This is a genomic window from Streptomyces sp. NPDC048255 (assembly GCF_040652415.1).
Taxonomy (GTDB): Bacteria; Actinomycetota; Actinomycetes; order Streptomycetales; family Streptomycetaceae; genus Streptomyces.
On sequence record NZ_JBEZMA010000046.1, the window covers coordinates 1 to 12,501 of the forward strand.

Consider the following 12,501-nt stretch of genomic DNA (forward strand, 5'->3'; position numbering starts at 1 on the left):
CACGCTGTTGAGTTCTCAAGGAACGGACGCTTCCTTTGTACTCACCCTCTCGGGCTTTCCTCCGGGCTTCGTTCTTCGTTTCCGACTCTATCAGACTCTTTCGTGTCCGATTCCCGGTCGAAGCGGGTTTCGCTTTCCAGGTTTCCGCTTTCGCGTTTCCCTTTCCGGCGAGTCCGACTCTATCAGATTCTTTTCCGTGTCTGCTTCTGGAAGAAGTCGACTGGATTGGAATTCCGATGGCCTTCGGAAGGCCTTTCCCTTTCGGGCGGATCAGACTTTATCAGGTCTCCCTGGGTCATGATTCCCACCCGCCCGCATGACCCGTCCGGGCACACGTGTGTGCCGGGGTGCCGTGCGGGGTGGAGACGTAAACGTACTGGAGCGGGGCCCCCGGATGCAAATCCGGTTGCCCCGCTCCGGTGAGGTCGCTACGGCGAGGGTCAGACCTCGACGACGACCGGGAGGATCATCGGGCGGCGGCGGTAGCCGTCCGAGACCCACTTGCCCATCGTGCGGCGGATGAGCTGCTGGAGCTGGTGCGGCTCGGCCACGCCGTCGGCGCCGGCGCGGGCGATGGCTTCCTCGATCTTCGGCAGGACGGCCGCGAAGGCGGAGTCCTCGATGCCGGAGCCGCGGGCCTGGATGCTCGGGCCGCTGACGACCTTGCCCGTGGTGCTGTCCACCACGACGTAGACCGAGATGATGCCCTCTTCGCCGAGGATCCGGCGGTCCTTGAGGTGGACCTCGGTGACGTCGCCGACCGAGAGGCCGTCCACGTACACGTAGCCGGCCTGGACCTTGCCGGAGATCCGGGCCTTGCCGTCGATCAGGTCGACGACCACGCCGTCCTCGGCGATGACGATGCGGTCCTTCGGGACGCCCGTCATGGCACCGAGCTCGGCGTTGGCGCGCAGGTGGCGCCATTCGCCGTGGACCGGCATCAGGTTCCGCGGCTTGCAGATGTTGTAGAAGTACAGCAGCTCGCCCGCGGAGGCGTGGCCGGAAACGTGCACCTTGGCGTTGCCCTTGTGCACGACGTTGGCGCCCCAGCGGGTCAGGCCGTTGATCACGCGGTAGACCGCGTTCTCGTTGCCCGGGATCAGGGACGACGCCAGGATCACGGTGTCGCCGGGGACGATCCGGATCTGGTGGTCGCGGTTGGCCATGCGGGACAGGGCCGCCATCGGCTCGCCCTGGGAACCCGTACAGACCAGGACGACCTCGTGGGCCGGCAGGTCGTCGAGGGTCTTGACGTCCACGACGAGGCCCGGCGGGACCCGCAGGTAGCCCAGGTCACGGGCGATGCCCATGTTGCGGACCATCGAGCGGCCGACGAAGGCGACCCTGCGGCCGTACTCGTGGGCGGCGTCGAGGATCTGCTGGATGCGGTGCACGTGGCTGGCGAAGCTCGCCACGATGATCCGGTTGTGGGCGTTCGCGAAGACCGTGCGCAGGACGTTGGAGATCTCGCGCTCGGGCGGTACGAAGCCCGGGACCTCGGCGTTCGTCGAGTCGGAGAGGAGGAGGTCGATGCCCTCCTCGCTCAGACGCGCGAAGGCGTGCAGGTCGGTGAGGCGGTTGTCCAGCGGCAGCTGGTCCATCTTGAAGTCGCCGGTGGCGACGACCAGGCCCGCGGGGGTCCGGATCGCGACGGCCAGGGCGTCGGGGATGGAGTGGTTGACGGCGATGAACTCGCAGTCGAAGGGGCCGAGGTTCTCGCGCTCGCCTTCCTTCACCTCGAGGGTGTAGGGGCGGATGCGGTGCTCCTGGAGCTTCGCCTCGATGAGGGCCAGCGTCAGCTTGGAGCCGATCAGCGGGATGTCCGGCTTCTCCCGGAGGAGGTAGGGGACGGCGCCGATGTGGTCCTCGTGGCCGTGCGTGAGGACGATGCCGTCGATGTCGTCGAGCCGGTCCCGGATGGACGTGAAGTCCGGCAGGATCAGGTCGATGCCCGGCTGCTCCTCCTCGGGGAAGAGGACGCCGCAGTCGACGATCAGCAGGCGACCGTCGAACTCGAAGACGGTCATGTTGCGGCCGATCTCGCCGAGGCCACCCAGGGGGGTGACCCGCAGGCCGCCCTTGGGCAGCTTCGGCGGCGGACCGAGTTCAGGATGCGGATGGCTCAAAAGTGTCTCCTCACCACACACGCCACGTACCTCGGAAGGCACGTGGCGTGTATGTCATTCGTGCTCTTGCTTTTGTCTGTTTCGGTCGTGCTTATTCAGTTGTGAAGTCTGTTGTCAGAGCTGTACCCCGCCGGCGGCAAGATCGCGCTTGAGCTGAGCCGTCTCTTCGGCGGTCAGCTCGATCAGCGGGAGCCGCAGCGGGCCCGCGGGCAGGCCCTGCAGGTTCAGTGCGCCCTTGGTGGTCATCACACCCTGGGTGCGGAACATGCCGGTGAAGACCGGGAGCAGCTTCTGGTGGATCTCGGCGGCCTTCTGGACGTCTCCGCCCAGGTGGGCCTCCAGCATGGCGCGCAGCTCGGGGGTGACCACGTGGCCGACCACGGAGACGAAGCCGACCGCGCCGACCGACAGGAGCGGCAGGTTCAGCATGTCGTCACCCGAGTACCAGGCCAGGCCGCTCTGCGCGATGGCCCAGCTGGCGCGGCCGAGGTCGCCCTTGGCGTCCTTGTTGGCCACGATACGGGGGTGCTCGGCCAGCCGGACGAGAGTTTCGGTGTCGATCGGGACACCGCTGCGGCCGGGGATGTCGTAGAGCATGACCGGCAGCCCGGTGGCGTCGGCGATCGCCGTGAAGTGCCGGAAGAGGCCCTCCTGCGGAGGCTTGCTGTAGTAGGGGGTCACGGCCAGCAGGCCGTGCGCGCCGGTGCGCTCGGCCTGTCGGGCGAGCTCCAGGGTGTGCCGGGTGTCGTTGGTGCCGATGCCCGCGACGACGTGGGCGCGGTCTCCGACGGCTTCGAGGACGGCTCGTACGAGATCGTTTTTCTCCGCGTCGGTGGTGGTCGGCGACTCACCGGTGGTGCCGTTGATGATCAGGCCGTCGTTGCCTGCGTCCACCAGGTGGACGGCGAGCCGCTGCGCGCCGTCGAGGTCGAGTGCGCCGTCCGCCGTGAACGGCGTGATCATAGCGGTGAGGACCCGCCCGAAGGGGGTCTGCGGAGTCGAGATCGGAGCCATGGGTAACACGCTACTCGCTGCCATGCCCGCGGTGTCCCCTCGGGGGACGTCAACAGAGTGTTGGACACCGGCACTGCCTGCTCGGGGGTTCAAGCAGTGCCGGGTCCGTTTGATCAGCCTAGATGAACTTTACGAAACGCCGCAATACGGACACTTAGGACTTGGCGCAGCACATCAGTACGCCGCGGGTGTACCGGGCCTTACGGGGCAACGCGGCCGTTGCCGTTGAAGGCCGCGTACGTGAGCGGCATGAGCGTGGCCCAGTGCCGCTCCATCTTCTCGCCGACCATCTCGATCTCCCGCTGCGGGAAGGACGGGACCGCGGCGAGCTCGTGCTGCGTGCGCAGACCGAGGAAGTGCATGAGCGAGCGGGCGTTGCAGGTGGCGTACATCGAGGAGAAAAGACCGACCGGCAGGACCGAACGGGCAACCTCGCGGGCCACGCCCGCGGCGAGCATCTCCTGGTAGGCCTCGTAGGCCTGGCGGTAGGAGTCCTCCATGACGCGGCCGGTGAGTTCCTGCTGCGCCTCGGTGCCCTCGACGAAGACGTACTTGCCGGGACGGCCCTCCTGGACGAGCTTGCGCTCGGCGTCCGGGACGTAGAAGACCGGCTGGAGCTCCCTGTAGCGGCCCGATTCCTCGTTGTACGACCAGCCCACGCGGTGGCGCATGAACTCGCGGAAGACGAAGATCGGGGCGCTGATGAAGAAGGTCATCGAGTTGTGCTCGAAGGGGCTGCCGTGGCGGTCCCGCATCAGGTAGTTGATGAGCCCCTTGGACCGCTCCGGGTCCTTCTGCAGCTCCTCCAGGGACTGCTCGCCGGCCGTGGACACGCGGGCGGCCCACAGCACGTCGGAGTCGGCGGCGGAGTGCTTCACCAGCTCCACCGTCACATCACTGCGGAAGCTGGGTTTCAGATCTGAAGCGGCGGTCTCGCTCACCGGGGGTCCTTCCAAACGTGCGTTACCTGGGGCGCGCCCACTCTACGTCGCCCTCCACCGCCCGCCGCGCAGCCGCAGACCGCCTCCCGGCCGCAGTCCCCGCCGCGCTCCCCCGCGCCGCCACCCGAGCAGCTGACGCGTCGCCATGAATTTTGGTTAATGTCCCGAATTCCGGCACCGATTGAGTGACTCGTACGTCCTACTCAGCAGACGCACGCACACCCCCCGCCGCCATGCCACCGCCGCCCCAGGGCCCTGACCGTGAGGAGAGTCGCTCCCATGTTCCGCCGGCGCGAACCCGTCCCGTTCGCCTTCGTCGCCGAGGCCGACCGATTCCGCAGTAACGTCACTCCGCCGCCGCGCGAGAGTCTGAGCAAGACCCAGATCGCCGCCCGTAGTCTGGTCGGACTGACCGTGGTGGCGGGGCTCGTCGGCTCGCTGCTCTTCGGCATGCCCGCACTGCAGCCGAGCAAGGCATCCGAGAAGTCGCAGCAGTCGGAGGCGTCCGAGGGGCGGTAGCCTCACGGGCACAGCCCAACCGAACGTGCATGTGAGTGAGGTCCAGCCGTGCCCCTGCCCTTCCTGACGGCCGACGGCGTCTTCGACACGGATGACGCCGGCGACGAGGTACTGGCCCACGACGACCGGGACCGCTGGCGACGGCCCTACCGGCCCGGCCCCTGGCGCGTGGCCATCGCCGCGATGCTGCTCCTGCTGTCCGCCTTCATGCTGCTGGCCACGATGATCATCGCCTTCGCGGGCACCTGGGCGGGCGCAGGCGGCTGCCTGGCCGCCGCGCTGGCCGTCATCGGGGCCGCCGTGCAGATACTGCGCGCGGGCGTCTGGGTGAGCCGTAGGGGGCTGCGCCGGGTCGGGCTCTTCAGGACCCGCTCGATCGCGTGGAGCGAGATCGGTGAGGTCCGCACCGTGCAGCAGCCCGTGCGCTGGCTCGGGCTGCCGAGGACCGTGCAGGGGCAGGCGCTGACGGCAGCCGGGCGCGGCGGAGCGGAGCTGCCGGTGCTGCTGACCGACCACAACGCCGACTTCCTGTCGCGGACCGAGGCCTTCGACCGGGCCGCGGACGCGGTCGAGGCCTGGGCCGACGAGTACCGGCCGCTGCCCGCCTGAGCCACGGGCCGCCGGAGCGGAGCAGGACAGCGAGCCCGTACGGGGATCAGACCCGTACGGGCTCCGCGTCGTGCAGGGCGATGGCCCGCTGCATGGCCTTGCGGGCCCGCGGGGTGTCGCGGGCGTCGTGGTAGGCGACGGCGAGGCGGAACCAGCTGCGCCAGTCCCCCGGCGCGTCCTCCGTCTCGGCCTTGCGGCGCGCGAAGACCTCGTCGGCGGAATCCCGCAGGATCCGGCCGTACTGGTCCCGCTCCAGTTCGTCGACGGGCAGCGCACCCTCCGCCTCCAGCTCGGTCGCGAGCTGGTTGGCCTTGGTGACGAACCGGGTGTTCTTCCAGAGGAACCACACGCCGATGACGGGCAGGATCAGCACCGCCACGCCGAAGGTGACGGTCAGCCAGGTGCCCTGCTGGATCAGCAGCAGGCCCCGGCTGCCGGCCAGGACGAAGTAGACGGCCAGGACGGCGGCCGTGAGGAAGTACGTGATCTTCGCGCGCATGGCTCAGCCCAGGTCGAGGAAGTGTTCGAGGCCGAAGGTGAGGCCGGGGGTCCGCACGACGCGGCGCGTACCGAGCAGGATGCCCGGCATGAAGCTGCTGTGGTGCAGGGAGTCGTGACGGATGGTCAGGGTCTCGCCCTCGCCGCCGAGGAGGACCTCCTGGTGGGCCAGCAGGCCGCGCAGGCGGATGGCGTGCACGGGCACCCCGTCGACGTTCGCCCCGCGGGCCCCGTCGAGGGCGGTGGCGGTGGCGTCGGGTTGCGGTGCGCAGCCGGCCTCGGCGCGGGCGGCCGCGATGAGCTGGGCCGTACGGGTCGCCGTGCCGGAGGGGGCGTCGACCTTGTTCGGGTGGTGCAGCTCGACGACCTCGACGGACTCGAAGTAGCGGGCGGCCTGGGCGGCGAACTTCATGGTGAGGACGGCACCGATGGAGAAGTTCGGGGCGATGAGCACACCGGTCTCCGGGGAGCCGTCCAGCCAGGAGTTCAGCTGCGCGAGGCGGTCCTCGGTCCAGCCGGTGGTACCGACCACCGCGTGGATGCCGTGGCGGATGAGGAAGTCCAGGTTCCCCATCACCGAGGCGGGGGTGGTCAGCTCGACCGCGACCTGGGCGCCGGCCTCGGCCAGCGTCTCCAGCTTGTCGCCGCGGCCGAGGGCCGCCACCAGCTCCATGTCCTCGGCGGCTTCGACCGCCTTGACGGCCTCGGCGCCGATGCGACCCTGAGCACCGAGGACTGCCACGCGCAGCTTGCTCATATTCGTGTCCTTAATCCAGCACAGACTTACCTGCGTACGGAACTAGGCGACCGCTTCGTCGAGGCGGGCGGCCTGCTTCTCCTTGAGCGGGCCGATCACCGCGAGCGAGGGGCGCTGGGCCAGTACATCCTGCGCGACCGAGCGGACGTCGTCCGGGGTCACCGCGGCGATCCGGGCCAGCATGTCGTCGACGGACATCTGGTCGCCCCAGCACAGCTCGCTCTTGCCGATGCGGTTCATGATCGCGCCGGTGTCCTCCAGGCCGAGGACGGTGGAGCCGGAGAGCTGGCCGATGGCCCGCTTGATCTCGTCGTCGCTGATCCCGTCGGAGGCGACCTTGTCGAGCTCGTCGCGGCAGATCCGGAGCACGTCGTGGACCTGGCTGGGCCGGCAGCCCGCGTACACGCCGAAGAGGCCGGTGTCGGCGAAGCCGGAGGTGTACGAGTACACGCTGTAGGCCAGGCCGCGCTTCTCCCGGACCTCCTGGAAGAGGCGGGAGGACATGCCGCCGCCGAGGGCGGTGTTCAGGACGCCCAGCGCCCAGCGGCGCTCGTCGGTGCGGGCCAGGCCGGGCATGCCGAGGACCACGTGGGCCTGCTCGGTCTTGCGGTTGACCAGGTCGACGCGGCCGGAGGTGCGGATGCGCTTGGTGCCGGTGCGCGGGCCGATCGGCTCGGCGTCTGTGCGGGTCAGCGCCCCGGCCTTCTCGAAGGCGGCGCGGACCTGCCGTACGACCTTGTTGTGGTCGACGTTGCCGGCCGCGGCCACGACCAGGTGGGTCGGGTCGTAGTGCTTCTTGTAGAAGCGGCGGATCCGGTCGGCGCCGAGCGCGTTGATCGTGTCGACGGTGCCGAGGACGGGGCGGCCCAGGGGCGTGTCCCCGTACATGGTCTGCGCGAACAGGTCGTGGACCATGTCGCCCGGGTCGTCCTCGGTCATCGCGATCTCTTCGAGGATGACTCCGCGCTCGGCGTCGACGTCCTCCTCGCGGATCAGCGAGCCGGTCAGCATGTCGCAGACCACGTCGATGGCCAGCGGCAGATCGGTGTCGAGCACGCGTGCGTAGTAGCAGGTGTACTCCTTCGCCGTGAAGGCGTTCATCTCTCCGCCGACCGCGTCGATCGCGGAGGAGATGTCGAGGGCACTGCGCTTTCCGGTGCCCTTGAAGAGGAGGTGCTCCAGGTAGTGCGTGGCACCGTTGAGCGTCGGCGTCTCGTCGCGGGAGCCCACGTGCGCCCAGATGCCGAAGGTGGCGGAGCGGACGGAGGGCAGCGTCTCGGTGACGATGCGCAGTCCGCCGGGGAGGACCGTGCGCCGGACGGTGCCGATGCCGTTCTGCCCCTTGAGGAGGGTTTGGGTACGGGCGACGGCCCGCCCCTCCGAAGAGGGGCGGGCCGTCACACGGGAACTACGCGACATCACTTGTCGGAGTCGTCCTTGTCAGCGTCATTGTCGGCGTCACCTGCAGATTCGCCGTCGATCACGGGGATCAGGGAGAGCTTGCCGCGCTGGTCGATCTCGGCGATCTCCACCTGGACCTTGGTACCGACCGCGAGCACGTCCTCGACGTTCTCCACGCGCTTGCCACCGGCGAGCTTGCGGATCTGCGAGATGTGCAGCAGGCCGTCCTTGCCGGGCATCAGGGAGACGAAGGCACCGAAGGTGGTGGTCTTGACGACCGTACCCAGGTAGCGCTCGCCGACCTCCGGCATGGTCGGGTTGGCGATCGAGTTGATCGTGGCGCGGGCGGCCTCGGCGGCCGGGCCGTCGGAGGCACCGATGTAGATGGTGCCGTCGTCCTCGATCGTGATCTCGGCGCCGGTGTCCTCCTGGATCTGGTTGATCATCTTGCCCTTGGGGCCGATGACCTCACCGATCTTGTCCACCGGGATCTTGACGGTGATGATCCGCGGGGCGAACGGGGACATGGCGTCCGGCGTGTCGATCGCTTCCATCATCACGTCGAGGATGTGGAGGCGGGCGTCGCGGGCCTGCTTGAGGGCCGCGGCCAGGACAGAGGCCGGGATGCCGTCCAGCTTGGTGTCCAGCTGGAGCGCGGTCACGAACTCCTTGGTGCCGGCGACCTTGAAGTCCATGTCGCCGAAGGCGTCCTCCGCACCGAGGATGTCGGTGAGGGCGACGTAGTGCGTCTTGCCGTCGATCTCCTGCGAGATCAGACCCATGGCGATACCGGCGACGGGGGCCTTGAGGGGCACACCGGCGTTCAGCAGCGACATGGTGGAGGCGCAGACCGAGCCCATGGACGTCGAACCGTTGGAGCCGAGGGCCTCGGACACCTGGCGGATCGCGTACGGGAACTCCTCGCGGGTCGGGAGGACCGGCACGATCGCGCGCTCGGCGAGCGCGCCGTGGCCGATCTCGCGGCGCTTGGGCGAGCCCACGCGGCCGGTCTCACCGACGGAGTACGGCGGGAAGTTGTAGTTGTGCATGTAGCGCTTGCGGGTCACCGGGGAGAGGGTGTCCAGCTGCTGCTCCATGCGGAGCATGTTCAGGGTGGTGACGCCCAGGATCTGGGTCTCGCCACGCTCGAACAGCGCCGAGCCGTGCACGCGCGGGATGGCCTCGACCTCGGCGGCGAGGGTACGGATGTCCGTGATCCCGCGGCCGTCGATGCGGACCTTGTCCTTGATGACGCGCTCGCGCACCAGGGCCTTGGTCAGGCTGCGGTAGGCGGCGGAGATCTCCTTCTCGCGGCCTTCGAAGGCCGGGAGGAGCTTGTCGGCGGCCAGCTCCTTGACGCGGTCCAGCTCGGCCTCGCGGTCCTGCTTGCCCGGGATGGTCAGCGCCTGGGAGAGCTCGCCCTTGACGGCGGCCGAGAGGGCCTCGTACACGTCGTCCTGGTAGTCCAGGAAGACCGGGAACTCGCCCTCGGGCTTGGCGGCCTTGGCGGCCAGGTCGGCCTGGGCCTTGCAGAGGACCTTGATGAACGGCTTCGCGGCGTCGAGACCCGCGGCGACGATCTCCTCGGTCGGCGCCTCGGCGCCGCCCTTGACGAGGGCGATGGTCTTCTCGGTGGCCTCGGCCTCGACCATCATGATCGCGACGTCGCCGTCCTCCAGGACGCGGCCCGCGACGACCATGTCGAAGACGGCGTCCTCGAGCTCGGTGTGCGTCGGGAAGGCCACCCACTGGCCGCGGATCAGCGCGACGCGGACGCCGCCGATCGGGCCGGAGAAGGGCAGACCGGCCAGCTGGGTGGACGCGGACGCGGCGTTGATCGCGATGACGTCGTACAGGTGGTCCGGGTTGAGCGCCATGATCGTGGCGACGACCTGGATCTCGTTGCGCAGGCCCTTCTTGAAGGACGGGCGCAGCGGGCGGTCGATCAGGCGGCAGGTGAGGATCGCGTCCTCGGAGGGGCGGCCCTCGCGGCGGAAGAAGGAGCCGGGGATCTTGCCCGCGGCGTACTGCCGCTCCTCGACGTCCACCGTCAGGGGGAAGAAGTCGAGCTGGTCCTTGGGCTTCTTCGACGCGGTGGTCGCGGAAAGCACCATCGTGTCGTCGTCCAGGTAGGCAACGGCGGAGCCGGCGGCCTGGCGGGCCAGACGGCCCGTCTCGAAGCGGATGGTGCGGGTGCCGAAGGAACCGTTGTCAATGACGGCCTCGGCGTAGTGGGTCTCGTTCTCCACTAGCGTTTTCTCCATTTTCGTCGTCTCCGTCCGCAGCCCGTGTGGCGGCGGACGGTTGCGGAGAAGCGCTCCTGGCCTGGGGGCCGGTCTTCGATCGAAGCACCCGGTTCGGTGCCCGCTGGGGCATTCCGGGTGCCACTACCGAGGACCGGCGGCGTAGGGAGGGCGCTCCTCCTCTTCAGTTGTGCACGTCTTCTCAGACGGGCACGTGCGTCCTATCCAGACTACAAAGGGTCCGGTCCTGTCCGCACGTACAGCAAAGGGAGCGGCCCCCGGATGTGGGAACCGCTCCCTTCACGGCGTGTTACTTGGCGCCGGCCGCACCGCGGCGGATGCCGAGGCGCTCGACCAGCGTACGGAAGCGCTGGATGTCCTTCTTGGCCAGGTACTGCAGCAGGCGGCGACGCTGGCCGACCAGGATCAGCAGACCACGACGGGAGTGGTGGTCGTGCTTGTGCGTCTTGAGGTGCTCGGTCAGGTCCGAGATGCGGCGGGACAGCATCGCGACCTGGACCTCGGGAGAGCCGGTGTCGCCCTCCTTGGCACCGAACTCGCTGATGATCTGCTTCTTCGTAGCGGCGTCGAGCGGCACGCGTACTCCTCGTTTTAGGTCTTCAGTGCCACCGAGTGCCCCAGGTCGAATTCTCTGGGGATCTTCCGTGACTCGGGAGGCGGGGTCCGCTGAGCGCAGTCCACAGACCCTTCGAGAAGGATCCGGAGGCGCGTACACAAACGGCCGTCACACAGCGTACCAGGCTGCCGCTGCCCCACGTCTCAGCTGGTGAGAGCGCGGGCCCTGGAGTAGACGTCGAGCACGGCCAGGGCCAGGGGCACCAGGCTGAGCAGTACGGCCGCCTCGGTGAGGTCGAGCAGCCGCCCCCAGAAGGGTGACAGACCCTTGCGGGGAATGACCAGCGCAATTCCGGCGAGGAGGGCCGCGCCGGCGGTGACGGCGGCGGACAGCCAGATCGTACGGAGGTCCAGGCCGCTGCGGTCGTGGTCCAGGACCAGGGCCTGGACCAGCTCGGCCGGCGGGTTCAGGGCCAGGCCCAGGATCAGCAGGCCGAGGGCGGCGAGGCCGGCGACCAGGGCGCACACGACCTGGGAGGTGTAGCGGAAGAGCCGGGCGCGCAGCAGCATGGCGAGGCCGGTGGCCAGGGCGAGCAGCCGGCCCCAGGTGTTGTCGGAGAAGCCGAGGACGGCGGCGGAGCCGACGGCGACGGCGGCGCAGCCGCCGACCAGGCCGAGGAGCATCTCGTGGCCGCGGCGGGCCTGGGCGGCGATGGCCTCGGCGTCGAGGGTGGCGCCCTGGTCGTGCTGGTCGGAGCCGGACGGGTCACCGTACGGCTCGGTGTCGTAGCGGTCCGGGGTCTCGTACTCCTCGGTGGCGCTCTGCGGGGCGGCGTAGCCGATGGGCAGGCGGGCGAAGCGGGCGGAGAGGCCGGGCAGGAAGGCCAGGAGGCCGATGGCGACGGGCGCGCAGACGGCGGCGGTGGCGGTCGCGGAGGCCTCGGCGGCGATGGCGAGGAAGGTGGCCAGGGTGCCGGTGGCGGCGAGGAAGGTGGCCGCGACGAAGGGCGCGTCCCCGCTGGGGGTGAGCGCGACCAGCGCGACGGAGGCGATCAGTACGCAGACGCAGCCGAGGAGGAACTGGAGCCGGCCCGGTCCGTGGCCCGCGGCGGGCGCGACGATGCCGGAGCCGGCGATCAGCAGGTGCGGGAGGGCGCCGAGGCCGAGGGCCACGGCGGAGCCGCGGTCCCGGTAGACCCGGGCGCGCACTCCGGCGACGGCGGTGAGCAGGACGCCCGCGGCCCCGGCGATGATGCCGGGCAGGCCGTGCATGTCGTGGCGGACCGGGTCGGCGTACCAGAGGACGAAGCCGAGCAGGACGAGCAGCACCGCGGCGCCGGCCAGGCCCGCGCCGCGCAGCATGTCGTCGCTCCAGCGGTGCCGGTCGCGGACGACGGCGGAGGCGACGGCGTCGGAGACGTCGTCGAAGACGGCGGGCGGCAGGGACTCGGCGAAGGGGCGCAGGCTGAGCACCTCGCCGTCGAGGACCTGCTGGGCGGCGAGCGTGCGGGCGCCGTCGAGGACGGCGCCGGAGCGGCGGACCAGGTGGAAGCCGGTGGGGGCGCCGACGGGCTGGGTCTGGCCGGTGAGGCGCAGCAGCTCCGGGTAGACGTCGGCGACGGCGATGTCCTCGGGGAGGGCGACGTCGATCCGGCTGTCGGGGGCCACGACGGTGACCCTGCAGAAGCCCGTCGTTGCGGCCGTACTCACCTGTGTGACCCCCCTGGTTGAAGACTGGTTGGCGCACCGGACGCGGTGTGTCCTACACCGGATTCGCGGATGCGCATGCTGCGCGGCGCCACCCTACCGGGCGTATG

The 12,501-nt window shown here is 69.6% G+C and carries 11 protein-coding genes; 2 read left to right on the forward strand and 9 right to left on the reverse strand.

The annotated features are described in order from the left end of the window. Positions 1-440: 440 nt before the first annotated feature. The 3 genes from AB0D94_RS28125 to thyX form a co-directional block, all read right to left on the reverse strand. Positions 441-2,126 carry a ribonuclease J gene (locus AB0D94_RS28125; RefSeq protein WP_362056974.1) on the reverse strand — a complete coding sequence of 562 codons (1,686 nt, stop codon included), beginning with the start codon at positions 2,124-2,126 and terminating at the stop codon, positions 441-443. A gap of 114 nt (positions 2,127-2,240) precedes the next feature. Further along, the gene (gene dapA, locus AB0D94_RS28130; protein ID WP_362056977.1) at positions 2,241-3,140 is read right to left on the reverse strand and encodes a 4-hydroxy-tetrahydrodipicolinate synthase; all 900 of its coding nucleotides are present in this window, start codon (positions 3,138-3,140) and stop codon (positions 2,241-2,243) included. Positions 3,141-3,340: 200 nt separating this feature from the next. Beyond that, complete coding sequence (thyX, locus tag AB0D94_RS28135) at positions 3,341-4,081, reverse strand: FAD-dependent thymidylate synthase (protein ID WP_362056980.1); 741 nt, start codon at positions 4,079-4,081, stop codon at positions 3,341-3,343. Positions 4,082-4,360: 279 nt separating this feature from the next. Here thyX and AB0D94_RS28140 point away from each other — a divergent pair, with 279 nt between their 5' ends. Then, positions 4,361-4,600: a hypothetical protein gene (locus tag AB0D94_RS28140; RefSeq protein ID WP_266940725.1), complete on the forward strand. Its 240-nt coding sequence runs from the start codon at positions 4,361-4,363 to the stop codon at positions 4,598-4,600. 48 nt (positions 4,601-4,648) lie between these two features. Then, a complete protein-coding gene (locus tag AB0D94_RS28145; protein WP_362056985.1) occupies positions 4,649-5,209 on the forward strand; it encodes a PH domain-containing protein in 561 nt (186 codons plus the stop codon). A 46-nt stretch (positions 5,210-5,255) separates the two neighbouring features. Here the strand turns inward: AB0D94_RS28145 and AB0D94_RS28150 are convergent, their stop codons facing one another. The 6 genes from AB0D94_RS28150 to eccD all read right to left on the reverse strand — a co-directional run bounded on the left by AB0D94_RS28150 (position 5,256) and on the right by eccD (position 12,394). Continuing rightward, positions 5,256-5,708, reverse strand: coding sequence for a hypothetical protein (locus tag AB0D94_RS28150; RefSeq protein ID WP_362056988.1), 453 nt, complete (start codon positions 5,706-5,708; stop codon positions 5,256-5,258). A 3-nt stretch (positions 5,709-5,711) separates the two neighbouring features. Continuing rightward, positions 5,712-6,464: a 4-hydroxy-tetrahydrodipicolinate reductase gene (dapB, locus tag AB0D94_RS28155; protein ID WP_362056991.1), complete on the reverse strand. Its 753-nt coding sequence runs from the start codon at positions 6,462-6,464 to the stop codon at positions 5,712-5,714. Positions 6,465-6,506: 42 nt separating this feature from the next. Then, on the reverse strand, positions 6,507-7,886 hold the full coding sequence (locus AB0D94_RS28160) for a pitrilysin family protein (RefSeq protein ID WP_362056994.1): 1,380 nt from the start codon (positions 7,884-7,886) through the stop codon (positions 6,507-6,509). Next, entirely contained in the window at positions 7,883-10,114 is a 2,232-nt protein-coding gene (locus tag AB0D94_RS28165; RefSeq protein ID WP_362057100.1) for a polyribonucleotide nucleotidyltransferase, read from the reverse strand. Before AB0D94_RS28165 ends, AB0D94_RS28160 begins: the two co-directional genes overlap by 4 nt. A gap of 304 nt (positions 10,115-10,418) precedes the next feature. Beyond that, positions 10,419-10,706 carry a 30S ribosomal protein S15 gene (gene rpsO, locus AB0D94_RS28170; RefSeq protein WP_031143997.1) on the reverse strand — a complete coding sequence of 96 codons (288 nt, stop codon included), beginning with the start codon at positions 10,704-10,706 and terminating at the stop codon, positions 10,419-10,421. Between the two features lie 182 nt (positions 10,707-10,888). Continuing rightward, positions 10,889-12,394, reverse strand: coding sequence for a type VII secretion integral membrane protein EccD (gene eccD / locus AB0D94_RS28175; protein WP_362056998.1), 1,506 nt, complete (start codon positions 12,392-12,394; stop codon positions 10,889-10,891). Positions 12,395-12,501: the final 107 nt, after the last annotated feature.